At 60.3% G+C, this 23,571-nt stretch carries 18 protein-coding genes and 1 pseudogene; 17 read left to right on the top strand and 2 right to left on the bottom strand.

What is annotated here, in order from left to right; genetic code table 11:
- The 10 genes and pseudogenes from ACFY9W_RS19155 to ACFY9W_RS19200 all read left to right on the top strand — a co-directional run.
- The coding region (locus ACFY9W_RS19155) for a DUF2345 domain-containing protein (RefSeq protein WP_391133098.1) at positions 1–1,122 on the top strand (1,122 nt) is incomplete at its 5' end.
- Entirely contained in the window at positions 1,119–2,936 is a 1,818-nt protein-coding gene (locus ACFY9W_RS19160) for a phosphatidylserine/phosphatidylglycerophosphate/cardiolipin synthase family protein (RefSeq protein WP_391133101.1), read from the top strand. The genes ACFY9W_RS19155 and ACFY9W_RS19160, both read left to right, overlap by 4 nt.
- The gene (locus tag ACFY9W_RS19165; protein WP_391133104.1) at positions 2,933–4,195 is read left to right on the top strand and encodes a DUF6396 domain-containing protein; all 1,263 of its coding nucleotides are present in this window, start codon (positions 2,933–2,935) and stop codon (positions 4,193–4,195) included. Before ACFY9W_RS19160 ends, ACFY9W_RS19165 begins: the two co-directional genes overlap by 4 nt.
- Before the next feature lie 124 nt (positions 4,196–4,319).
- Positions 4,320–4,985: pseudogene (locus tag ACFY9W_RS19170) on the top strand (phospholipase); the annotation flags it as partial.
- A complete protein-coding gene (locus ACFY9W_RS19175; protein WP_391133106.1) occupies positions 4,986–6,245 on the top strand; it encodes a DUF6396 domain-containing protein in 1,260 nt (419 codons plus the stop codon). It abuts the pseudogene before it with no gap.
- A gap of 46 nt (positions 6,246–6,291) precedes the next feature.
- Positions 6,292–7,035 (top strand): hypothetical protein, encoded by a 744-nt coding sequence (locus tag ACFY9W_RS19180; RefSeq protein ID WP_391133108.1) that lies wholly within the window; start codon positions 6,292–6,294, stop codon positions 7,033–7,035.
- The gene (locus tag ACFY9W_RS19185) at positions 7,035–8,285 is read left to right on the top strand and encodes a DUF6396 domain-containing protein (protein WP_391133111.1); all 1,251 of its coding nucleotides are present in this window, start codon (positions 7,035–7,037) and stop codon (positions 8,283–8,285) included. The genes ACFY9W_RS19180 and ACFY9W_RS19185 overlap by 1 nt, the downstream gene beginning before the upstream one ends.
- Positions 8,286–8,327: 42 nt before the next feature.
- Complete coding sequence (locus ACFY9W_RS19190) at positions 8,328–8,591, top strand: PAAR domain-containing protein (RefSeq protein ID WP_391133114.1); 264 nt, start codon at positions 8,328–8,330, stop codon at positions 8,589–8,591.
- 368 nt (positions 8,592–8,959) lie between these two features.
- On the top strand, positions 8,960–9,814 hold the full coding sequence (locus ACFY9W_RS19195) for a hypothetical protein (RefSeq protein ID WP_391133117.1): 855 nt from the start codon (positions 8,960–8,962) through the stop codon (positions 9,812–9,814).
- A 9-nt stretch (positions 9,815–9,823) separates the two neighbouring features.
- On the top strand, positions 9,824–13,108 hold the full coding sequence (locus ACFY9W_RS19200; protein ID WP_391133120.1) for an ImcF-related family protein: 3,285 nt from the start codon (positions 9,824–9,826) through the stop codon (positions 13,106–13,108).
- A 12-nt stretch (positions 13,109–13,120) separates the two neighbouring features.
- Here ACFY9W_RS19200 and ACFY9W_RS19205 read toward each other — a convergent pair whose 3' ends face one another.
- Positions 13,121–14,167 carry a substrate-binding domain-containing protein gene (locus ACFY9W_RS19205; RefSeq protein WP_391133123.1) on the bottom strand — a complete coding sequence of 349 codons (1,047 nt, stop codon included), beginning with the start codon at positions 14,165–14,167 and terminating at the stop codon, positions 13,121–13,123.
- 260 nt (positions 14,168–14,427) lie between these two features.
- Here ACFY9W_RS19205 and ACFY9W_RS19210 point away from each other — a divergent pair, with 260 nt between their 5' ends.
- The 4 genes from ACFY9W_RS19210 (at position 14,428) to ACFY9W_RS19225 (ending at position 20,106) form a co-directional block, all read left to right on the top strand.
- A complete protein-coding gene (locus tag ACFY9W_RS19210; protein WP_391133126.1) occupies positions 14,428–16,644 on the top strand; it encodes a TonB-dependent receptor domain-containing protein in 2,217 nt (738 codons plus the stop codon).
- 154 nt (positions 16,645–16,798) lie between these two features.
- Complete coding sequence (locus tag ACFY9W_RS19215; protein ID WP_391133129.1) at positions 16,799–18,133, top strand: NtaA/DmoA family FMN-dependent monooxygenase; 1,335 nt, start codon at positions 16,799–16,801, stop codon at positions 18,131–18,133.
- Positions 18,130–19,173 carry an L-glyceraldehyde 3-phosphate reductase gene (gene mgrA, locus ACFY9W_RS19220; protein WP_391133132.1) on the top strand — a complete coding sequence of 348 codons (1,044 nt, stop codon included), beginning with the start codon at positions 18,130–18,132 and terminating at the stop codon, positions 19,171–19,173. The genes ACFY9W_RS19215 and mgrA overlap by 4 nt, the downstream gene beginning before the upstream one ends.
- Before the next feature lie 3 nt (positions 19,174–19,176).
- Entirely contained in the window at positions 19,177–20,106 is a 930-nt protein-coding gene (locus tag ACFY9W_RS19225; protein WP_391133135.1) for an aliphatic sulfonate ABC transporter substrate-binding protein, read from the top strand.
- Positions 20,107–20,407: 301 nt separating this feature from the next.
- On the opposite strand, the gene ACFY9W_RS19230 is transcribed toward ACFY9W_RS19225, so the two are convergent.
- On the bottom strand, positions 20,408–20,887 hold the full coding sequence (locus tag ACFY9W_RS19230; RefSeq protein WP_391133138.1) for a GNAT family N-acetyltransferase: 480 nt from the start codon (positions 20,885–20,887) through the stop codon (positions 20,408–20,410).
- 124 nt (positions 20,888–21,011) lie between these two features.
- On the opposite strand from ACFY9W_RS19230, the gene ACFY9W_RS19235 reads away from it, so the two are divergent.
- The 3 genes from ACFY9W_RS19235 to ACFY9W_RS19245 all read left to right on the top strand — a co-directional run bounded on the left by ACFY9W_RS19235 (position 21,012) and on the right by ACFY9W_RS19245 (position 23,519).
- Complete coding sequence (locus tag ACFY9W_RS19235; protein WP_391133141.1) at positions 21,012–21,641, top strand: LysE family transporter; 630 nt, start codon at positions 21,012–21,014, stop codon at positions 21,639–21,641.
- 21 nt (positions 21,642–21,662) lie between these two features.
- Positions 21,663–22,535 carry an alpha/beta fold hydrolase gene (locus ACFY9W_RS19240; RefSeq protein WP_391133144.1) on the top strand — a complete coding sequence of 291 codons (873 nt, stop codon included), beginning with the start codon at positions 21,663–21,665 and terminating at the stop codon, positions 22,533–22,535.
- A 96-nt stretch (positions 22,536–22,631) separates the two neighbouring features.
- Positions 22,632–23,519 carry a pirin family protein gene (locus tag ACFY9W_RS19245; protein WP_391133147.1) on the top strand — a complete coding sequence of 296 codons (888 nt, stop codon included), beginning with the start codon at positions 22,632–22,634 and terminating at the stop codon, positions 23,517–23,519.
- Positions 23,520–23,571 lie beyond the last annotated feature (52 nt).

Consider the following 23,571-nt stretch of genomic DNA (forward strand, 5'->3'; position numbering starts at 1 on the left):
AGCCAGCTGAACCTGGGGCATGTGGTGGACGCAAAGCGCGACAGGCGCGGCGAAGGGTTTGAGCTGCGCAGCGATGCGTGGGGGGCGATTCGGGCGGGGAAGGGCATTTTCATCAGTGCCGATGCGCAAGCCAATGCCCAAGGTGCGGTGCTGGAGATGCAGACCGCGACAGGCCGTTTGCAACAGGCGGGCGAGCAGCTTGAACAACTGTCTGCCGATGCGCAGGCCAGCCAGGCAGAACCCGCGGATGTCCAGGCACAGTTGACGCTGTTGCGTGAACAACTCGATGAGCTCAAGGCCTCTGTATTGCTGCTGAGCGCTCCTGATGGCATCGCCTTGACTAGCGGCAAGCATCTTCAAGTGGCAGCGCAGCAAAACTTGATGCTCAACGCCGGTGGCGAGGCAGCTGTAAGCGTCATCAAGCGCCTGTTCATGGGTGTGGGGCAGGGGCTGAGCCTGTTCGTGCGCAAGCTGGGGATCAAGCTGATTGCCAACCAGGGCCCGGTCACACTCCAGGCACAGAACGACACCCTGGAACTGCTGGCGCGCGACGGGCTGAGCATCACCAGCACGGAAGACGAGATCAGTATCACCGCCAAGAAGAAGATCACCCTCAATGCGGGTGGTAGCTACATCACCCTGGATGCCTGTTGCATCGAGGCAGGGACCGAGGGCGATTGCAACGTCAAGTCGGCGTTTTTCGATTACAGCGGCCCGGCGAGCATGAAGGCCGACCATGCGAACTACCCGAAAAGTCAGAGCATTCAGCCGCTACTGCTGCGTGTTCCCCAGGCGGCGAATGGGTTGGCTACCACCGGAGCCGGTATGCCTTACACCCTGTTGGCCGATGGTGCAGTGCTGCAGGAAGGCGTTCTGGATGAGTCAGGTGCCGTTCGGGTCGCGCATCAGGTGGTTACTCGCCAATACGAGATACGGCTAGCCAATGGCGAGGCCTATCAGATACCGGTGGCCGAGCAATATACAAACCCACAACAAGGCGTTTTGGCCAATCGCGGCATGCGCCGTTACCGCTCGGCGAGTGATGCCGAAATTTTCCCGCACATATCGCTGCGCGATCACTACGCCACTGTGCTGAACCACAAAAAGGACCAACAGCCATGAGCCAGCCCGCAATCACCGTTCCGTTGGTATTGCGTGAAACCAACGAGTGCATCCTCACCGCACCCTGGTTCGTTGGGGAGAGCCAATACCACCCGGTGCCCGCCAGCTATGAGCCGCTGGTCAATGGCGAAGAAACGTTCAGGGCGGTCCACCTGGCCATGGCTCAGGCAAAAAAGTCCATCGACATCATTTGCTGGGGCTTCCAGCCTTCGATGTTTTTCATACGCGATGGTAAAGCCCCGAGCGTTGGTGATTTGCTCTTGAGCAAGGCACGTGAAGGTGTGCAGGTCCGCATACTTGGCTGGGAGATGCCGCTCAATGCTGCAGGTATGGCAGGAGAAGCCAACCTGCCAGGGAAGGGCCCTATAAGCCTGAGAGACCGTGCCTTGCAAAGCTCGACCCAGGCGCAATATGAATTTGATCGTGAATGGTTCGCTGCCTGCAAAGTAGCTGACAACCAAGCGGCCAGTCGTGCTGACGGCAAGCTTCCGGTCTTTGTCAGCCGTGGCTTTTCCTGGCGGGAACGGGCTGAAGTCGCTCACCAGGTGAAGTACCACAGCCTGGACGCAGATGTAAGTGCCCGCATGCGTCATACCTTGCGCCTGACGGCAACCCACCATCAGAAGAGCGTGCTGGTGGACTATGAGCTGGGTGAAAGCGCCGTCGGTTTCGTGATGGGGCACAACATGCTCGATGAGTACTGGGATACCGACCAGCACACGGCGCTCAATCGCGGCGGTTACGACAAACCGGCACCGAACCGTGGCCCGCGTGGTGTGCAACCGCGCCAGGACATCTCCAGCAAGGTCAGCGGCCCCATACTCGAACACCTGCACCACAACTTCGCCAGTGCCTGGCGCAAGGAAACCGGTGAAGACCTGCTGGCCGCCCGACAGGCCATGGCAGTGGCCGAAAAGCTGGATTTTCGTACGGGTACCGGCACACCGATGATCTGCCAGCTACTGCGCACCCAGGCGCAGGAAGGGCGGCGAGAGATCGAGAAGCTGCACTTGCAGGCAGTCAACAATGCCACGCAGTTCATCTACATCGAGAACCAGTATTTCCGCTGGCCACCGCTGGCCGAAGCCATCAAGAAAGCCGCGCTGGATCAAACCACTGCCGGACGCGACCCGGGCGTGCACGGAGCCCTGCACCTCTTCGTCATCACCAACGCCACGGACGACGGCATGGGTGCGGGGACGGTGAACACCCAGCGCATGCTGGCCAGCCTGGGGCGTGCAGACACCATCCCCGGGGTGACCAAGTTACAGCGTATCAATCAGGTGAAAAAAGATGCGCCGCCGCGACCGCAAATCGATGGGCCGAACGACCACCGGGGCCGGCGCGCTGCCGGGGAGTGGCAGGCTGAGCTTGATGAGCAAATAAAGGAAATAGAAGAAAGTACGATCAGGCCTGAGGAGATACCAGGGCTGAAAGTTCATGTGTGTTCGTTAGTTGCACCGGACTCCCCGGCAGGGCAGCCGTGGACACCCGTATATATCCACTCGAAGTTGATGATCGTTAATGATGTGTTTACCACGCATGGGTCGGCGAATATCAACACGCGGAGCATGCAGGTGGACAGTGAGCTGAATATTGCCTACGAGTGGGGAAGTGTGACGCAGGCGTTGCGGCGGCGGTTGTGGGGGCTGCATACGGGCGGGAGTGGAGCTCAGGACAATGCTGCGCAGGCGTTTGCGGCATGGAGACAAATTTTGATAAGAAACTCCAGACTTTCAAGAGAATATAAGGCGCCAGAGTGCAGTCTTGTTGAGTTTTTGTATGAGGGTTGGACATTAAGGAACTTAGATTGAAAAGTTTCTCTTATTTGCTTTTGTCGTTTTCTATGATCGGTTGCGCTTCAGGTGAAGACTCGGTCCGCATAGGGGGAAGTAAAATGCAAGAGCTAGAGGGCGGATCTATTGATTTGAATTTTGAATGTGCTTATGAGAAGTTTCCAGTAATAACCGGAGACGCTGACAGCGTTTTCTTATACGCCCGATGGCTTCAGAAAAATAATCAGCTCAAGAGGGATGCTGAGGTCAATGCACAGATCGAGCGACTCTATCGCATTGCTGCTGAACAAGGCCATTACAAAGCTAATATCAACCTCCAAAATGGTGCGATGCAGGGTCATTTCAAACTGCGAGGAGCTGAGCATTTACGACTGAGTGAGCAATTGATCGATGAGGGGATTGCCACAGGTTATTTGTTTGTTGCCTATTTTCTGCAGCAGGGATCAGCGGGGCTGAAAAATGATCCTGAGATGGCACTACGGTATTTTCGCAAAGCGGCCGACGAGGGAAGTGCGCAAGCGCAGTATCATGTGGCTGGCATCTTGGAGCCGGTAGGCATGGCGCCGACAGTTGCACGGCAGATGTATCGATGTGCTGCTGAGCAATTTCACGGTAGGGCCGCAGCGGTGCTGAGTGTCATTTATCAATTGGCTGGAGATTACTCAGAGGCGCTCAAGGTTCTGCAAATGGGCGTTGCTGCAGGAGACGAAAATGCCCCATTTAGCTTAAGCAATGCATTTCGAGCTCAATCTACAGATCGACTGTATTATTTAGGGCAAGCAGAGGATAAAGAGCGCTCTGATCGCTATGAGAAAATATGGAATGTCCTGGCCAGATATTCTTATGCTGATCCAAAGGTGCCGGAAATCAATGAAATCGTCCCATTGCCACCCGCCGACCTTCCGCCTTGGGATGGCAAACTGCAATGGCTAGAGGAACGTCAAGCCAATGTACCACCGGAAAAACCCAGCGAAGCGCTGATCCATAAGCTGGCCCAGGAAAAACTCCTGGACCCTGCCACAGGCAAACCAATGCCTGGCTCACCCGCGTTCAGCGAGGCCAACTACCCGGTCATGGTCTGCGAGAGCGACCAACCTTGCCCACAAAGCGGTTATTGGAAAGTCATGGTCGACAGTTTGAAAGAAACAGTCCGCCATTTTGATCAAGGCGAAATCATGCCCCGCTACAAAATGATTTGGACAGAGCCGCGCATTTGGCCGTTGCAAGACAAAGTCGTGCAGCGTGAGGAACGTGTTGAATGGGGTTTGCTTGGCTAGGCATACATGCCTGAAGCCAAGCAATCCATAAATGGGGATAGTGGTTATGTGCCAGCCAGACATCGTCTCGCCTTTTGTGCTGCAGCAAGCCCGCAACGTCCGCGAGGTAGGTGTGCATGGTGCCCTGCACCTGTTCAGCATCACCAACGCCACGGACGACGGCATGGGTGCGGGTACGGTGAATACCCAGCGCATGCTGGCCAGCCTGGGGCGTGCAGACACCATCCCCAGGGTGACCAAGTTACAGCGTATCAATCAGGTGAAAAAAGATGCGCCGCCGCGACCGCAAATCGATGGGCCGAACGACCACCGGGGCCGGCGCGCTGCCGGGAAGTGGCAGGCTGAGCTTGATGAGCAAATAAAGGAAATAGAAGAAAGTACGATCATGCCTGAGGAGATACCAGGGCTGAAAGTTCATGTGTGTTCGTTAGTTGCACCGGACTCCCCGGCAGGGCAGCCGTGGACACCCGTATATATCCACTCGAAGTTGATGATCGTTAATGATGTGTTTACCACGCATGGGTCGGCGAATATCAACACGCGGAGCATGCAGGTGGACAGTGAGCTTAATATTGCATACGAGTGGGGAAGTGTGACGCAGGCGTTGCGGCGGCGGTTGTGGGGGTTGCATACGGGCGGGAGTGGGGCTCAGGATAATCCTGAGTTGGCTTTCAAGGCGTGGAAAAAGCTCATGAATCGCAATAAGGAGTTAGAGTTTGCCAAGGAAAAGCCGACGGCGTCACTGGTAGGGTTTTTGTATGGGAAGTCAGTAGCTAAGGATTTAGATTGAATGCGATGCTTACGTCTGTTTTTATCGCTTATGCTAACTGTCTTTAGTTGTGATGGCGCATTTGGCAGTAAAAGGAAGCTCTCTATGGTGGTGAGTGGTGTTCAGGAGAATTTGACGTTTATCTGCAGGCATGAACATTTGCCCCATGCATCGCATGAGTCGGATGTTCTGTTTCGTTATGCGCGATGGCTGCAAAAAAATAATACTTTAAATCGAAGTCCTGAAGTTGATGCAGATGTCGAGCGCTTGTACAGAATAAGTGCGGAGCATGCTAACTACAAAGCAAATATTAATCTTCAGAATGGGGCGGCAAGTGGGCGCTTTAAATTGAACGCTGATGAGCGCTTGCGCCTAAGTGAGGATTTAATTGCGGCGAAAGTTGCAACGGGTTATCTATTTATTGCCATTTTTTTGGAGCAGGGTGCGGCGGGCTTGCAAGCTGATCCAGTGATGGCACTTCGCTATTTTCGCAAGGCTGCCGACAGTGGCAGTGCACAAGCGCAGTATGTTGTGGCAGAAAAACTTGCGCCAGTAGACATGGCACCGAGCGTTGCCCGACAAATGAGGCGTTGTGCGGCCGAACAAGGGCATGGAGACGCTGCAGTTGCTCTGGGCGTACATCTTCAAAACAAAGGAGAATATAGCGAGGCTCTTGAAGTTCTTCAAATGGGGGTTGCGGGGGGGAGCGAACATGCTGCAGGATATTTGGATGACGGGTTTCGAGGGCCAGATTCAAAAAACACCCTTGATTATCTTGGGCAGCAGGAAGATCTAGAGCGCGCTAAACGCTATAACATAATTTGGCGTATTCTAACTCGATATTCCTACGCTGATCCGGTAGTCCCGGAAATAAATGAAATCCTTCCCCTTCCGCCCGCGAAGCTGCCACCTTGGGACGGTAAGTTGCAATGGCTGGAGGAACGTTTAGCCAATGTACCACCGGAAAAACCCAGCGAAGCGCTGATCCATAAGCTGGCCCAGGAAAAACTCCTGGACCCTGCCACAGGCAAACCAATGCCTGGCTCACCCGCGTTCAGCGCGGCCAACTTCCCGGTTATGGTCTGCGAGAGCGACCAACCTTGCCCGCGAACCGGTTACTGGAAAGTGATGGTCGACAGTTTGAAAGAAACAGTTCGCCATTTTGAGCAAGGCGAAATCATGCCCCGCTACAAAATGACTTGGACAGAACCGCGCATTTGGCCGTTGCAAGACAAAGTCGTGCAGCGTGAGGAACGTGTTGAATGGGGTTTGCTTGGCTAGGCATACATGCCTGAAGCCAAGCAATCCATAAATGGGGATAGTGGTCATGTGCCAGCCAGACATCGTCTCGCCTTTTGTGCTGCAGCAAGCCCGCAAGGTCTGCGAGGTAGGTGTGCATGGTGCCCTGCACCTGTTCAGCATCACCAACGCCACGGACGACGGCATGGGTGCGGGGACGGTGAACACCCAGCGCATGCTGGCCAGCCTGGGGCGTGCAGACACCATCCCCGGGGTGACCAAGTTACAGCGTATCAATCAGGTGAAAAAAGATGCGCCGCCGCGCCCGCAAATCGATGGGCCGAACGACCACCGGGGCCGGCGCGCTGCCGGGGAGTGGCAGGCTGAGCTTGATGAGCAAATCAAGGAAATAGAAGAAAGTACGATCATGCCTGAGGAGATACCAGGGCTGAAAGTTCATGTGTGTTCGTTAGTTGCACCGGACTCCCCGGCAGGGCAGCCGTGGACACCCGTATATATCCACTCGAAGTTGATGATCGTTAATGATGTGTTTACCACGCATGGGTCGGCGAATATCAACACGCGGAGCATGCAGGTGGACAGTGAGCTGAATATTGCCTACGAGTGGGGAAGTGTGACGCAGGCGTTGCGGCAGCGGTTGTGGGGGTTGCATGCGGGCGGGAGTGGAGCTCAGGACAATGCTGGCCTGGCCTTTGAAGCTTGGTCTCAGATTGTAGTTGACAATAATTGGCGCCAGAGGACTAACGAGGCGCCAGCTTGTTCGCTTGTCGAGTTCTTTTATGATAAGGCGATCTTGAGGAATCTAGACTGATGCGTGGGTTGTTGTTTGTAGTGCTTATTTTTATTTCGGGCTGTGGTGGCAAAAAGAAGGAGTTCCTCATGGGTGATTTGGAGTCAAGAGATTCTTCGAGTTATGATTTTGACTGTGCTCGCGAGAATATTGTTACGCCACCAGGCGAAGTTGATTCGCTGTTTCTGTACGCGCGTTGGCTTCAAAAAAATAACCAGCTCAAGAGGGAGGGCGGAATAAGTTTAGAGGTCGAGCGATTATACCGGATAGCCGCAGAGCACAGTCACCCGAAAGCGAATATAAACTTGCAAAACGGTAGCATGCTCGGCCAATTGAAACTTCGCGGGGAGGAGCATCTTCGCTTGAGTGAGGAGTTGATCAATGGCGGATACGCAACTGGATATTTGTTTGTGGCTTATTTTCTGCAGCAAGGGTCGGCTGGGCTGAAAAAAGATGAGTCGATGGCGCTCCGATATTTTCGTAAGGCTGCTGATGAAGGTAATCCTGAGGCTCAATACTATGTCGCAAATAAATTTCTTGGCAGCCAGGTTTCACATCACGCATCGATTAAAATGCTTCAGTGTGCTGCTAGGCAAGGACATGGAAAATCTGCCTTGGAACTAGGCACTGGTTATAAAATAATGCAGCAATATCGGCATGCTCTTGAAATGTTTCATTTGGGCGTTGCGGCAGGGGATAGTACTTCGACGTTTGCGCTGATCCAAGGCTTCAGCGGGCCAGCACCCACGAATAAACTAGACTACCTTGAGCTCGCTGAAGATCCAGAGCGTGCCGACCGCTACACAAAAATCTGGAAAGTTTTATCTGGATATTCCTATGCTGACCCCAAAGTACCGGAAATCAATGAAATCGTCCCATTACCACCCGCGAAGCTGCCGCCGTGGGACGGAAAACTGCAATGGCTAGAGGAACGTCTAGCCAATGTACCACCGGAAAAACCCAGCGAAGCGCTGATCCATAAGCTGGCCCAGGAAAAACTCCTGGACCCTGCCACAGGCAAACCAATGCCTGGCTCACCCGCGTTCAGCGAGGCCAACTTCCCGGTCATGGTCTGCGAGAGCGACCAACCTTGTCCGCGAACCGGTTACTGGAAAGTGATGGTCGACAGTTTGAAAGAAACAGTCCGCCATTTTGAGCGAGACGAAATCATGCCCCGCTACAAAATGACTTGGACAGAGCCGCGCATTTGGCCGTTGCACGACAAAGTCGTGCAGCGTGAGGAACGTGTTGAATGGGGCCTGCTCGGTTGAACTTCATCAAGTATCGTAATTAATTATAAAACGAGGTGACAGATGCGTGGAATTATCCGGGTCGGTGACAAGACCAGCGGAGGCGGCACTGTATTGTCCGGCTCCAGCACAATGAGTTTCGGCGGTATCGGTGTGGCGCGGCAGGGGGACCCGGTACTTTGCCCCATTCCTGGACACGGCCGCACAGTGATTAGCGAAGGTCATGCAAGGTTTCGCGATAACGGCTTGCCGGTGGCGTTCAATGGCCACTTGTGTGGCTGTGGTTGCGCATTGATCAGCTCTCTCACGCAAGCAGGCGCGCGCTGATCATGCCCGTTGATCTCGACAAGCTGCCACCACTGGCATCGCGTCCCGCCGCACCCCGACGCGGGTGGTGGTTGGGCTTGCTGATTCTTCTCTGCTTGTTGGGCGCAGCCGGGATGATGATGTTCGCCAGTCAGCCGCTGAGCCAGCAAGCGTTGAATAGCTGGGGGCTGACCGCTGCCGGTGCAGTGGTGAGTTGGTGCGTGCTGCTGGCAGGGCGCACAGTGCACTACCTCGCAATGCAACATGCCGCAGATGGTTGGGACCAGGCCCGGGAGCATGAGCGTACGTGCAAGATGAGTCGGGGGCGGCGGCATGTGCAGGTCCTGGGGACTAGCTTGTACACCGGGCTGCGGGCTGGGGGGCAAACGATGACCGCACAACTGGAGGCACTGCTACGCCAGGAGCAAGCCATCAGAACTCAGCCTTGTTGGTTGGGGGGCCTTGCTCGGCACAGTCGCCTGCCGGTTGAGGAGGGCGACACCTCGGCGAACACGTTGACCCACGCCTTGACGCGTGTGTTGGCAGACCTGTCCGAAACGCTATCGCTGCTTCCTGATGAGCTGCCGTTGGCCGTGCTGCTGGAGGTCGACAGCAGCCTGCCGAAAAGTGATATCGACACGACCTGGCAGCAGGTATGGCATCGATCGGGTATCAGGCAGGCGGCTACAGCGGTAGAGGGCAGCGGGCTCGGGGTGATTGACCACTGGCTCGACCTACGTAGCGCGGATCGATCATTGCTGCTGGTGATTGCCTGCCAAATTGCACCGGACCCGCCTGCTGGCACGGCCGAAGTTGCCGTTGGCCTGTTGCTAGGTAACCCGTGCGGGGTATTCCCCCGTCCTGCTATGGCTTGTGTGCACCGACCGCAGCAAGCGTGTCAGGCAACAGGCGAAAGCTGGGGTGATGCGGTTGCTTTGTCTTTGGTGTGGGCGAACCAACCCCGCGAGGCAGTTGAGCATGCGTGGCGCGCAGGCATCGCTGCGCCGCATGAAACGGCCATGACTACGGTGCTCATGGGGCTACCTGCCGGGCTGAAGCGCAATACCCATAACGTCGACGCCATGCTGGGGCACGCGGGAGCGGCTGCTCCCTGGTCAGCCATGGCTGCGGCTGCCCTGGGCATCACGCAGGGCGCTGGCGTGCATGTCATTTTCAGCGGTGAGCGGGCTACGGACTCGGTGTTCTGGAGCACCGTGCTTTCACCTGCCGTGCCAGAAATCTAGGAGTTAGAGGTGCAATCAAAACAGACGGTAACAGGGTGGGTGGTGTTCAGTATTTTGTTGGTGCTGTCAGCGCTGCTGGTGTTCTGGGGATGGCAGCAACCAGAAGTCTCGGGTGAAGCCGTTGGACAGGCTCGCGGGATCGACACGTGGCTGGTGGTCGCTGGCTCGGCTGCCGGCGTCCTGGCATTGGCAATCATCTATTTGCTTTGTGCTCGCCAGCTCGCTCGGCGGGCATATGCTCACCGCAGTGGCGGTGAACGCCTGCATTCAACTGCGGCCATTCCGATTGATGGCGCTGTCCAACAGGATTCGCTGCTGCAGGACATAGCCAGCTGCATGCGTGAGCATCATGGCTTGCTGTGGCGACGCAAGGTTCAGGTACTGATACTGCTGGGTGATGCGGCGCTAGTCGATGTTCTTGCTCCAGGCCTTAGCAACAAGCGCTGGCTGGTTGGCCAGCGAGAGCTTGTGCTTTGGGGAGGTAGCGCACAAATGGCAATTGGCCGTGAGCTGGTGAACCGCTGGAGCAAGCTGTTCCGCTGGCGCGCCCCTGATGCCGTTGTGTGGGTGATGAACAAGGCGCAACGTGATGATGCCGTGGTCATGAACCAGGGGGCGCGACGCCTTCGCGACCTGGCCATGGAGCTGCGCTGGCAACTGCCACTGCACGTATGGCAGGTGTGCAGCAGCGCGTGGCCGCAGGACTCACGCGAGGTGCAGCCGGTGGGTTGCCTGTTACCGCCCAAGGTAAATGCAGCGCAACTGGAGGCGCGGTTACAGGAACTGGTGCAGCCCTTACGTGAAGCGGGCCTGGCGCAGATGATGGGTGATCGAGGCCATGATTTCCTGTTGCGCCTGTCGCGTGAGCTTGAGCTTGACCGTGAAGGTGTATCGGCGCTGGCAGCTGTGTGGAGCGCGCGTACCGTCTCGTTGCGAGGCTTATGGTTCAGCTTGCCCACGCCGCTAATGGACAGGCCAGGGCTGGACCATCATTGGCTAGCAACCCCTGTGTGGGATGGCGTATTGGGTATGAAACCCGGCAACCCAAACCGCCTTGGCTGGAGCCTGCCACGGCTGACCCACGCCGCATTACTGGGCTTCGCTGCCCTGTGGTGCGCCGGCCTGCTGTTGTCCTTCATCACCAACCGTGCCGAAACCCAGCGCATCGACCAGGCGCTGGCAGCGCTGCAACAACCACACGAAGGCACCGACCCCCTGGCCACCCTGCGTGACCTCAGCCTCGATATCTCCCGCCTGGACTACCGCGCCGAACACGGCGCCCCGTGGTACTACCGGTTCGGCCTGGACCGCACCCGCGCCTTGCGCGATGCCGCCTGGCCGCACTACGTGCAAGCCGTGCAGCAGCAGGTGCGCGACCCGGCCGCCGCCAGCCTGCAAGCGCAGCTCAGCGCGTTGGTGAAGCTGCCACCGGGCAGCGCCGAACGCGCCCAGCGTACCCAGCAAGCCTACACCCAGCTCAAGGCCTACCTGATGCTGGCCCGCCCCGAAAAAAGCGATGCGGATTTCCTGGTCCAGACCCTGGGCAAGAATGAGCCCGGCCTGTGGTCGTTCTACGCCGAACGCCTGCCCGCCAACCCTGGCTGGGCGATCGCGGCCGATGCCAGGCTGATCGCCCAGGTGCGGCAGATCCTGCTCACCCAACTCGGCCAGCGCAACGCTGAAACCAGCCTGTACCAGCAAGCGCTGGACACCGCCGCCAACCATTACCCGGCCCTGGCCCTGCAGCAGATGGTCGGCGATACCGATGCAAGCCCGCTGTTCGCCACCACCGCCAGCGTCCCCGGTGCGTTCACCCGCCAAGCCTGGGAGGGCCAGGTACGTGAGGCCATCGAAACGGCCGCCAAAGCCCGCCGCGAAGAGATCGACTGGGTGCTCAGCGACAACCCCAGTGACATCACCCGCGCGCTCAGCCCCGAGCAACTGCGCGAGCGGCTCACGGCGCGTTACTTCAACGACTACGGCAAGGCCTGGCTGGCGTTTCTCAACAGCCTGCGCTGGCGCAAGGGCGCCACGCTGGATGAGGCGATCAGCCAGTTGACGCTGATGAGCGACAACCGCCAGTCCCCACTGATTGCGCTGATGAACACCCTGGCTTACCAGGGGCAGGCGGGTATCCGTGGCCAGGCCCTGGCAGACACGCTGATCCAGTCTGCGCAGAACCTGATCGGCCAGGATCGGACGGCGGTGAGCGGTCAACCCCTGGCAACCGAATTTGGCCCGCTGGACGGCACCTTCGGCCCGTTGCTGGGCTTGCTGGGCAAGCGCGCAAACGGCCAGCCAGGCGACAGTAGCCTCAGCTTGCAGGCCTTTCTTACCCAGGTCACCAGCGTGCGCCTGAAGCTGCAACAGATTGCCGATGCACCTGACCCGCAAGCCATGACCCAGGCCCTGGCGCAGAGCGTATTCCAGGGCAAACGCGTCGACCTGGTCGAGACCCGGTCCTACGGCAGCCTGATCGCCGCCAGCCTGGGTGCCGAGTGGGGCAGGGCGGCGCAGACGCTGTTCGTGCAGCCGCTGGACCAGGCCTGGCAACGCGTGCTGCAGCCATCCGCGGCTGGCCTTAACCGCGACTGGCAGCGGGCGATCGTCGACGACTGGGACAACGCCTTCGCCGGGCGTTACCCGTTCGCCGTGACCAGCAGCGATGCCTCGCTGCCCATGCTCGGCAAGCTGATCCGCGCCGATACCGGGCGCATCGAACGTTTTCTGCACCAGCAACTCAATGGCCTGCTGCGCAAGGAGGGCCGGCGCTGGGTCGCCGACCCGCGCAACAGCCAGGGCCTGCGCTTCAACCCGGCGTTCCTCAGCGCGGTCAACCAGCTGGGTGAACTGGCGGATGTGCTGTTCACCGAGGGCGACATGGCGGTGAATTTCGAGCTGCGCGGCAAGCCGGTGCGTGATGTGGTGCAGACCACCTTCATACTCAATGGTGAGAAACACCACTACTACAACCAGCGCGAACGCTGGCAACGCTTCACCTGGCCGGGCCAGAGCAACGGGCCTGGCGTGAGCCTGACCTGGACCAGCGTGTTCGACGGCGAGCGGTTGTTCGCCTACAACCAGGGCACCTGGGGGCTGATCCGCCTGCTGGAGCAGGCGCAGCTGACGCCGATGGATGCGGCCGACAGCCAGTACAAGCTGCAGCTCAAGGCCCCCGATGGCCTCAACCTGACCTGGGACCTGCGCACCGAGTTCGGCGCAGGGCCGCTGGCATTGCTCAAGCTTCGGGACTTCACCCTGCCGCAGCAAATTTTCATCGTGGGTTCAGATTGATCGTCACGCAACTCAACCACTCTCCCGGGCAATCAGCTCACACGCCAACAGGTTCAGCCGCTGTACCTCACCTTCACACTCCACCACCCCCAGGTGCTGGAGCACCCGCAGCGCCGCCACTTCGCCAATTTCCCGCGAGGGTGGGCGCAGGGTGGTCAGGCTGGGCAACAGCATGTCGGCAAAGGGGTAATCGCCAAAGCCGACGATGGCCATGTCTTCAGGCAGGCGCAAACCGGCGCGTTGGCCGGCCAGCAGGGCGCCAGCGGCCAGGTTGTCATTGGCGAAGATGATTGCTTCGGGCCGTGGGGCACGGCGGATCAACGCTTCCATGGCCTGCTTGCCCGCCTCGAACGGCGCGCAGTCGGCCGAAGGCACGAATACCCAGGGCTCGAGCCCGGCTTCCTGCAATGCCTCGACGTAGCCATCACGCCGCTCCAGCGCGCTAAGGTCACCGGCTGCACTGTTCTGCACGAATGCGATGCGCCGGTGGCCCTTGCCCAGCAGGTAACGGCAAGCCTGCACACCCACCTGATGATGAAGAAAACCTACCTGCAACGGCGCCCGTTCCGGGCGGTAATCCCAGATTTCCACCACGGGCACGTCTGCGTCGGCCAGCATCTTTTCCGTGGCCGGGCTATGGAAATGGCTGGTCACCACCAAGGCCGCCGGCGACCAGCCAAGAAAGGCCCGCACCGCGCTTTCTTCCTGCGCTTCGCTGAAATAACTGGACGCCAGCAGCAGCTGATAGCCATGCCTGCCGAGGGTATCGCTGAAGGCCTGGATCGTCTGGGCGAAGATCGGCCCGGAGATGTTCGGGATCACCATGCCGACAATGCGCCCGCGCGCCGAGGCAAGCCCCCCGGCGACCAGGTTGGGCACATAGCCCAGCGCCTGCACGGCGGCTTCGATACGCTCGCGCAAAGGCGGCGAAACCTGGTCTGGCTGGTTGAAATAGCGCGACACGCTGATGGCCGAAACCTCAGCAGCCCGTGCTACCTCCGCGAGGGTGACGCGGCCTGCGCCGCGGCGCTTGCGGGGTGGATCCTTGGCCTGGCTCACCGGGCTGCCTCCTGGGGAAATGGCGCGATGTTAGCGCTAACGGGAAGGCGCTTGGCAAATAGCTTAATTGCATATAAGCCTGACTTTTAAGTATTTGACGTGCTAAGCGGGCCCCTCTGATACTTGCTCATGTTAGCGCTAACAAGCGCTGCTGTTGGCAAGCGCCTGCCACTCGCACGAGCGAGACCAGACAACCACAGCAATTCCGTGTCGGCCCCGCCAGAGGGGGCCTGGTCTGGTTTCCCGAGGCAGTGAGCATCATGCATAAAAGCCGTACACCGTTCCCCGCTACGCAACGTCGGCCATTGGCCGCAGCCATCCTTCTGGCCGCTTTCGGCCAAGGCGCCCAGGCAGCCGAACCGGCTGAAGCGGGCGCTCCGCAGGCCACCGCATTGGGCGCTGTGACCGTTACCGCCACGCGTCGCGAAGCCACCTTGCAGGAAGTGCCAGTGGCGGTGTCGGTGATCGATGGCGAGCAGCTGGAGCGCGACAACCGCAACAACGTTGCCAGCATCGTCCAGCAAGTGCCTACGCTCAACTATCGCGCCGGCGCTTCCAACAAGGACACTTCGCTGTTCATCCGTGGCGTGGGTACCATTTCCACCTCGCCGGGCGTCGAGCCAACGGTGGCTACGGTGGTTGACGGCGTGGTGTTCGGCCGGCCGGGCCAGTCGACCCTGGACCTGCTGGACCTGGAGCGCATCGAAGTACTGCGCGGGCCACAGGGTACGCTGTTTGGCAAGAACGCCTCGGCCGGTGTGCTCAACGTGGTCAGCAAGGCCATCTCCGAGCAGACCCAGGGCTATCTGGACTACTCGCATTTTGGTGGTGGCGATGAGAACCGCCTGCGCTTTGGCATAGGCGGGCGCCTGAACGAGCAGTTGAAGGGCTCGTTGAGCACCTTGTGGGGCGACTACGATGGCAATGTCGAGAACGTCGCCAATGGCCACGATGTCAATGGCTATGAACGCAAAGGCGCCCGCGGCAAGCTGGAGTTCGAGCCCAATGAAGACCTGCGCCTGACCCTGATCGCCGACTACATGAAGGGTGAGGACACCTTGCCCAGCGGCGTGATCACCAGCGCCAGCGCTGCATTTGCCAGCCAGTTGCGCCCGGTGACGCCCAGCGCACACAACCGCGACATCAACAGCGACTTCAAGACCCACGTCGAGGACGAGAACCAGGGGCTGTCGGCGCAGCTGGACTGGCAGTTGGGCGACTACACCCTGACCTCGATCAGCGCCTGGCGAGGCTGGGACAACACCCAGTACCAGGACGGTGACCGCCGTGCCTTGCTGCCGGTGACCGCATCCCACGACAAGGGCACGGTGGACTATGACCAGTACAGCCAGGAGTTTCGCCTGACCTCGCCCAAAGGCCAGTTCAACGAGTACGTGCTTGGCGCCTTCTACATGCACGGCACTTCAAACGAGACCTACCAGCGCCTGTCGGTCAACGGTGGCGTCGCCAACAGTGGCCGCGCCGACTATTCCACCACCAACGACAGTGTTGCGCTGTTTGGCGAGAACACCTTCAATTTCACCGACGACTTGCGGGCCATATTCGGCCTGCGCTGGACCCACGACGACCTTGAGTACGACCACCGTCGTGTCTCCACCTCGGCCACTGCCGTGACCGGCATCCAGCCCTCGACCGCAAGTTCCGGCTCGGTGGACGAGGACGGCTGGAGCGGCCGGACCGGCCTGCAATACGACTTCAACGACAACCTGACCGGCTACGTTACCTACTCGCGCGGCTACAAGGGCCCGGCTTACAACGTGTTCTTCAACATGCAGCCGCGTGACACCGAGGCGCTCAAGCCCGAGACCTCCGATGCCTACGAAATCGGCCTGAAAAGCACCGCGCTGGACAACCGCCTGACCGCCAACCTGGCGGTGTTCCACACCGATTACGACAACTACCAGGCCAACTTCTTCGACACCGTGGCCAACCAGGTGGTCACCCGGCTGGTCAACGCCGGCAAGGTCAAGACCCAGGGTGTGGAGCTGGATGCCAGCTTCCAGGCCACCTCGCGCCTGAAGCTGTCGACCGCAGTAGCTTACACCAAGGCTCGCGTCGACCACTTCAACTGCCCTGCGGGTGCGGCAGCCAACTGCAACATCGACGGTGGCCGCCTGCCGTTCACGCCGGACTGGAAGACCTACCTGCGCGCCGATTACGTAATCCCGCTGGACAACGGCCTGGATGTGGAACTGAGCAGCGACTACAGCTGGCAGGACGCCGTGCAGTTCAGCCTTGACCAGAACCCGGACACCGTGCAGGGCGCCTATGGCATCTGGAACGCCAGCATTGCCTTGGCCGATTACAACGATGGCTGGCGCGTGGCGCTGCTGGGCAAGAACCTGGGCGACAAGTCGTATGCGCAGATGCTGGCCAGTGGCGGCGACTACATCTACCGCTCGGTACCGCGCGATGACGGGCGCTACTTCGGCGTGCAACTGCGCAAGGATTTCTGAGTAGCGATACCGGTGACCTGCCCCGGCCTCATCGCCGGCAAGCCAGCTCCCACAGGTACGGCGCACACCTCAAGAATAGCGCGGTCCATGTGGGAGCCGGCTTGCCGGCGATGGGCCGCAAAGCGGCCCTAATCAAGGTTCCAAGGAGAACAACATGCCCCGCCAAATGAGCCTGGGTGCTTTCCTCATGGCCACCGGTCACCACGTGGCCGCCTGGCGCCACCCGGACGTACCGGCCGACCCGTTGGATTTCGCCACCTACAAGCGCACCGCACAAATCGCCGAAGCCGCCTGCTTCGATGCCTTGTTCGTGGCTGACAGCGTAGCCGCACCCAGCGACCCGCTGGCCAGCCACAGCGCCCGCTCGGTGTATTTCGAACCCTTGACCCTGCTGTCGGCGCTCAGTGCGCTCACCGAACGCATCGGCCTGATCGCCACCGCCACAACCAGCTACAACGAGCCGTACCATGTGGCGCGCAAGTTTGCCTCGCTCGATCACCTGTCCGCAGGCCGGGCCGGTTGGAACCTGGTCACCTCCGACGCGGCCGCCGAAGCCGGCAACTTCGGCCGCCAGGCGCACATTGCGCATGCCGAGCGCTATGCCCGCGCCCGAGAATTCCAGCAGGTGGTGCAGGGCCTGTGGGACAGCTGGGCCGATGACGCCTTTGTGCGTGACAAGGCCAGTGGCCGGTTCCACGACCCGCAAGGCGTGCGTGCCCTTGACCATGTCGGCGAGCACTTTCGCGTCAAAGGCCCGCTCAACGTCGCCCGCTCGCCGCAGGGGCGGCCGGTGCTGGTGCAGGCCGGCTCGTCCGAGACCGGGCGTGAACTGGCTGCCCAAAGCGCCGAAGTGGTGTTTACCGCCCAGCCCAGCCTGGCCCGCGCACAGGCCTTCTATGCCGACCTGAAGGGGCGCCTGGCCCGTCATGGGCGAGATGAGCAATCACTGAAAATCATGCCCGGCGTGTTCGTGGTCGTGGGGCAAAGCCAGGCGCAGGCCGAGGACAAGTACGACGCGTTCCAGAGGCTGGTCGACCCCCGTGTCGGGGTTGGCCTGCTTGGGCGCATGCTGGGCAATTTCGACCTGTCCGGTTACCCGCTGGACGGCCCGCTGCCGGAGCTGCCGCCCACCGAGGACGGCCAACGCAGCCGCCAGCAGTTACTGACCGAACTGGCCGGCAATGAGCAACTGACCCTGGCCCAGTTGGGCCGGCGCATTGCCGGGGGGCGAGGGCACTACAGCCTGGTCGGCACGCCGGTGCAGATCGCCGATGAACTGCAAGCCTGGTTCGAAGGCGGCGCTGCCGATGGCTTCAACGTACTGGTGCCGCACCTGCCCCTGGGCCTGGAAGACGTCGCCCTGCATGTGGTGCCCGAGTTGCAGCGGCGTGGCCTGTTCCGCCGTCAGTATCAAGGCCACACCCTGCGCGAACACCTGGGCTTGCAGCGCCCAGCCAACCCTTACTTTGCCAAACGAGGTCAACCATGAGCTACTCCGCTAACCCCGAGCGCTATGCGCGCATGCCTTATCGCCGCGTGGGCCGCAGCGGGCTGGTGCTGCCGGCCTTGTCCCTGGGCCTGTGGCACAATTTTGGCGATGCTACGCCTGTCACCACTCAACGCGCCTTGCTGCACACGGCGTTCGATGCCGGCATCAACCATTTCGACCTGGCCAACAACTACGGCCCGCCTTATGGCAGTGCCGAGACCAACTTCGGCCGGCTGCTGCGTGAAGACCTGCGCAGCTACCGCGACGAGCTGATCATTTCCAGCAAGGCCGGCTGGGATATGTGGCCGGGGCCGTACGGGCAGGGTGGCAGTTCGCGCAAATACCTGATTTCCAGCCTGGACCAGAGCCTGGCGCGGCTGGGCCTGGATTACGTCGATATCTTCTATTCGCATCGCTTCGATGCCGACACGCCACTTGAAGAAACGGCCATTGCGCTGGCCGACATCGTGCGCCAGGGCAAGGCCCTGTACATTGGTATTTCTTCTTATTCTGCGGGGAAAACCGCCGAAATTGCGGCGTTGCTGCAGGCATTGAAGGTGCCGCTACTGATTCACCAGCCGTCGTACAACCTGTTCAACCGCTGGATCGAGCGCGACCTGCTCGATACCACCGACACAGTGGGCGCCGGGGTGATCGTGTTCACGGCGCTGGCCCAGGGGCTGCTGAGCGACAAATACCTGAATGGCATCCCTGCCGATGCTCGGGTCAACCGCGCTGGCGGTGGTTCACTGCTGCCCCAGCATTTGTCAGAAGCCAACATCGCCCGTGCCCGCGCCCTGAACGACATCGCCCGCCAGCGCGGCCAGAGCCTGGCCCAACTGGCGCTGGCCTGGACGCTGCGCGACCCTCGCGTAACGTCTGCCTTGATCGGTGCCAGCCGGCCCGAGCAGATCACCGAGAACGTTGCTGCGCTCGACAACCTGGCGTTCAGTGCCGAAGAGTTGGCCGCCATCGACGAGTACGCCGTGGAAGGTGGGATCAACTTGTGGGAAAAACCCTCGACCGACTGGAAGGAGTGACCGATGCACATGCTACGCCTTGCCATGCTGCTGTTGCTGACCTTTGCCGCAGCCGCCCAGGCCGCAGATCCGGCAACCTTGCGCATTGGTTATCAGAAAGGCTCGATCAGCCTGGTGCTGGCCAAGCAGCATCGTTTGCTGGAGCAACGCTTTGCCGATACCCGCGTGGAATGGATCGAGTTCCCGGCCGGGCCGCAGATGCTCGAAGCGTTGAACATTGGCAGCCTTGATATCGGCTCGACCGGTGATATACCGCCGATCTTCGCCCAGGCTGCCGGCGCCGACCTGTTGTACATCGGCGCCGAACCGCCCAAGCCCCAGGCCGAGGTTATTCTGGTGCCCAAAGACAGCCCGGTCCGCGCAGTGGGTGATCTCAAGGGCAAGCGCATCGCCTTGCAGAAGGGCTCCAGCGCGCACAACCTGCTGTTGCGTGCCTTGGCCAAGGCCGGGCTGAGCATGCGCGATGTGCAGCCGGTGTACCTGGCACCCGCCGATGCCCGAGCGGCGTTCGAGCGGGGTAGTGTGGATGCCTGGGCGATTTGGGACCCGTTCTATTCGGCTATCGACCTGGAGGGTAAGGCTCGTTTGCTGGCTGACGGCCAGGGGCTGGGTTTGATCGGGCCATTCATGCTTGGCGCGCGCCAGTATGTGGAGGCTAATGGTGCATTCGTAGGGCAGTTGCTGGACGAAATCAGCCGGGCCGAGGCGCTTACCCGTAGTGACGAAGCCGGTAGCATCCGGCTGCTGGCGCAGTTCATGGGCTTGCCGGAGGCGGTGGTGCGGCGCAGTTTCAGCCATCGGCCGGCGTCACCGGTACTGCCGGTAACGGATGCGATCGTGGCGGCGCAGCAGCACACCGCCGAGTTGTTCTTCGACAACAAGATACTACCCAAGCGGGTCGACATCGCCGGGGCGGTGTGGCGCCGGGGTTGATTTTACCTGCCCGGCCCCTATCGCCGGCAAGCCAGCTCCCACAGGATTACCACTGACCTCAAGGGTTATACAGTACCTGTGGGAGGACACCCCCAAAATTTGGATTGGTGTCCAACTTCTTGGGGCAGTCCAGGATTACCACTGACCTCAAGGGTTATACAGTACCTGTGGGAGGACACCCCCAAAATTTGGATTGGTGTCCAACTTCTTGGGGGCAGTCCAGGATTACCACTGACCTCAAGGGTTATACAGTACCTGTGGGAGCTGGCTTGCCGGCGATAGGGCCGGACCTGCAAGCCTGTTACCCGCGGGCGAATGCCGCCAGCTTCTCGCCATCCAGCCGGTAGCGCACCCACTCGTCCTGCGCCTCGGCCCCCAGCTTCTGATAGAAGCCGATTGCCGGCTCGTTCCAGTCCAGCACGCTCCATTCCAGGCGCCCGCAATTGTTCGCCACCGCCTCGCGGGCAATGTGCTGAAGCAGTCGTCGCCCGGCGCCATCGCCGCGCTGCTCGGGCGTCACGTACAAGTCTTCCAGGTAGATGCCGTTGCGCCCCAGCCACGTCGAGTAGCTGTAGAAATAAACGGCAAACCCAATCGCCCGACCCTCGCGCTCACAGATCAGGCTGTGCACCGTGCTGCCCTCGTCGAACAGGCTCTTCTCGATATCGGCCAATGTGGCGACCACCTCGTGACGGGCGCGCTCGTAGTCGGCCAACTCGGTAATGAAGGCCAGGATCTGCTCGGCGTCGGTGCGAACGGCAGGGCGAATGGTGAGGCTCATGGTGACGGCTTCCTTGGTCCGGGTTGGCAGTACAGTAATGTGTAACCACATAATTTAATATAACTGTACCGGTCGCAGGAGAGGGCGACTCCGTTAGTGTGACAGCACCTATAACGAAAGTGGAATGCCCGCCATGCTTGCCTCTGCTGACCTGCTGACCGCCTTCGTGCTGTTTGCTTTTGTGTCTTCCATCACCCCTGGGCCCAACAACACCATGTTGCTGGCCTCGGGGGTGAACTTCGGCGTGCGCCGCTCTATCCCTCATGCCTTGGGTATCAGCGTCGGTTTCATGGTGATGGTGCTGGCTGTCGGGCTGGGCCTGGGTGAGGTGTTCAAGGCGTGGCCGGCGCTGTACACGGTGCTGCGTTACACCGGCGCTGCCTACCTGTTGTACCTGGCGTGGAAGATCGCCACGTCCGGGCCGGTCGGCTCGGCTTCGTCCAGCGCCCGCAAACCGCTGGGCTTCTGGGGTGCAGCGGCGTTTCAGTGGGTCAACCCCAAGGCCTGGGTGATGGCGGTGGGGGCGATCACTACCTACACGCCGGCGCAAGGCTACGTGACCAACGTGATCGTCATCGCCGCCTTGTTCGCCTTGGTCAACCTGCCCAGCGTCGGTGTCTGGGTGATGTTTGGCAGCGCCCTGCGCAACCTGCTGCAGAACCCGCGCTGGCTGATGCTGTTCAATGTCCTGATGGCCTTGTTGCTGGTGATTTCACTCTACCCGCTGCTGTTTGTAGAATCGTCGTTTTCCTAGCCCCGCGAGTACCGCAAGCCGATGCAGTTGAATCCCTGGTCACACGAATGCGCCGAAGGTTTCACCCTGCGTGGCTGGCAAACCCCGGCCAGTGGCAAGCCGTTGCTGCATTTTTTGCACGGCAACGGCTTCTGCTGCCTGGCCTACCAGCCGTTGCTGATGCGCCTGGGCGAGCAGTTCGACCTGTGGCTTTGCGATGTCCAGGGGCATGGCGACAGTGACCATGGCGGCGTGTTTCGGGGCTGGAACCGCACTGCCGAGCTGGCAGTGCAAGCCTTCGAGGCCGGGCGTGGCGAGTACGGCGACGTACCCCGGTTTGCGGCAGGGCACAGCTTCGGCGGCGTGCTCACCGGCCTGATGCTGGCCAGTGAGCCGCAACTGTTTGCACGTGCGGTGCTGCTTGACCCGGTACTGTTCAGCCGACGCATGATCGGCGTGATGGGGGCGGCAGCACTGGTTGGCCTGCACCAGCGTCATGCGTTGGCACGCAAGGCCGCCAGCCGGCGCAGCCACTGGCCCGACCGTGAGGCGGCGCTGGCTTCACTGAAAGGGCGGGGCATTTTCAAGGGCTGGACCGATGCGGCGTTGCAAGCCTATGTCGAACATGCCATCGGCGACTGTGGTGACGCCGTAGTGCTCAAGTGCCGGCCCAGCCGGGAAGTGGAAATCTTCAGTACCTTCCCCAAACGCATGTGGGCGAGCCTTGCTGCCATCAGTACCCCAACGCGGGTCTTGTATGGCGAGCAGACCTATCCTTTCGTGCCACATTCGGTGCACCGGCTGACGGCGCTCAACCCGCATGTAAGCGCGCAACAGGTCGCGGGTGGGCATTGTTTCATGCAGGAGGACCCGGCCATGGCTGCGGAACAGGTGATCGGTTTCTTGCAGGGCTGACTGTTCCATCTGTGGAACGATGCATGCCATATCGGCTAGCTACCGCCTGATTGGCAACATTGATAAGGTTATCTCAGCCAAGAGAGGAGCCTTCTCATGAAAAAGATTCTGGGTATCCACCGCAGCCCACATGCCCATTGGGTAGGTGACGGCTTCCCGGTGCGCAGCCTGTTCACCTACGACAACCTGGCCAGCCAGATCAGCCCGTTCCTGTTGCTGGACTACGCCGGCCCCCATGACTTCACCCCGACCACTGCCCGGCGTGGTGTTGGTCAGCACCCGCACCGTGGCTTCGAGACCGTGACCATCGTGTACCAGGGCGAACTGGAGCACCGTGACTCCACAGGCGCTGGCGGCTTGATCGGCCCTGGCGATGTGCAGTGGATGACCGCGGCCAATGGCATCATCCATGAAGAGTTCCACTCCCCGGGCTTTGCCCGCAGTGGCGGTGCGCTGGAAATGGTGCAGCTGTGGGTCAACCTGCCGGCGCGTGACAAACGTGCAGCAGCCGGTTACCAGACATTGCTGGCGCAGGACATTCCGGTGATTGCGCTGGATGGCGAGGGCGGCAGCTTGCGGGTGATTGCCGGTAGCTACCGTGGGCACGCCGGCCCGGCGCGCACGTTTACCGCCATGGATGTGTGGGACCTGCGGCTGAATGCCGGTGCGGCCCTGCAACTGCCAGTGGCCGACGGGCGCAACGCAGCGCTGGTGGTGTTGCGCGGTAACGTGCGGATCAACGGCGAGCGCGACGCCGGGCCATCCAGCCTGGTGCTGCTTGACCGGGGTGGCGAGGACATGGCCATTGAAGCACTGGAAGGTGCCAGTGTGCTGCTGCTCAGTGGCGAGCCTATCGACGAGCCGATTGTCGGGTATGGCCCGTTCGTGATGAACAGCCAGGCAGAGATTGCCGAGTCGTTCGACGACTTCCATGCCGGGCGGTTTGGGCAGATGCAAGATGAGCGGGAAGGTGCGGCGCACTGATCCTGCTTGATCGGTTGTCCTGTGCTGGCGATAGGGGCAGCACAGGCGAAGC

The sequence above is a fragment of the Pseudomonas sp. NPDC008258 genome (genome assembly GCF_042956345.1).
Lineage (GTDB): Bacteria > Pseudomonadota > Gammaproteobacteria > Pseudomonadales > Pseudomonadaceae > Aquipseudomonas.

What these genes read in the sequence shown, in the direction of transcription:
- ACFY9W_RS19175 (WP_391133106.1), top strand. Translation starts at nt 4,986, where the DNA reads ATGCGATGCTTACGTCTGTTTTTATCGCTTATGCTAACTGTCTTTAGT.
- ACFY9W_RS19210 (WP_391133126.1), top strand. Translation starts at nt 14,428, where the DNA reads ATGCATAAAAGCCGTACACCGTTCCCCGCTACGCAACGTCGGCCATTG.
- ACFY9W_RS19225 (WP_391133135.1), top strand. Translation starts at nt 19,177, where the DNA reads ATGCACATGCTACGCCTTGCCATGCTGCTGTTGCTGACCTTTGCCGCA.
- ACFY9W_RS19195 (WP_391133117.1), top strand. Translation starts at nt 8,960, where the DNA reads ATGACCGCACAACTGGAGGCACTGCTACGCCAGGAGCAAGCCATCAGA.
- ACFY9W_RS19180 (WP_391133108.1), top strand. Translation starts at nt 6,292, where the DNA reads ATGTGCCAGCCAGACATCGTCTCGCCTTTTGTGCTGCAGCAAGCCCGC.
- mgrA (WP_391133132.1), top strand. Translation starts at nt 18,130, where the DNA reads ATGAGCTACTCCGCTAACCCCGAGCGCTATGCGCGCATGCCTTATCGC.
- ACFY9W_RS19245 (WP_391133147.1), top strand. Translation starts at nt 22,632, where the DNA reads ATGAAAAAGATTCTGGGTATCCACCGCAGCCCACATGCCCATTGGGTA.
- ACFY9W_RS19240 (WP_391133144.1), top strand. Translation starts at nt 21,663, where the DNA reads ATGCAGTTGAATCCCTGGTCACACGAATGCGCCGAAGGTTTCACCCTG.
- ACFY9W_RS19215 (WP_391133129.1), top strand. Translation starts at nt 16,799, where the DNA reads ATGCCCCGCCAAATGAGCCTGGGTGCTTTCCTCATGGCCACCGGTCAC.
- ACFY9W_RS19185 (WP_391133111.1), top strand. Translation starts at nt 7,035, where the DNA reads ATGCGTGGGTTGTTGTTTGTAGTGCTTATTTTTATTTCGGGCTGTGGT.
- ACFY9W_RS19190 (WP_391133114.1), top strand. Translation starts at nt 8,328, where the DNA reads ATGCGTGGAATTATCCGGGTCGGTGACAAGACCAGCGGAGGCGGCACT.
- ACFY9W_RS19235 (WP_391133141.1), top strand. Translation starts at nt 21,012, where the DNA reads ATGCCCGCCATGCTTGCCTCTGCTGACCTGCTGACCGCCTTCGTGCTG.
- ACFY9W_RS19230 (WP_391133138.1), bottom strand. Translation starts at nt 20,887, where the DNA reads ATGAGCCTCACCATTCGCCCTGCCGTTCGCACCGACGCCGAGCAGATC.
- ACFY9W_RS19160 (WP_391133101.1), top strand. Translation starts at nt 1,119, where the DNA reads ATGAGCCAGCCCGCAATCACCGTTCCGTTGGTATTGCGTGAAACCAAC.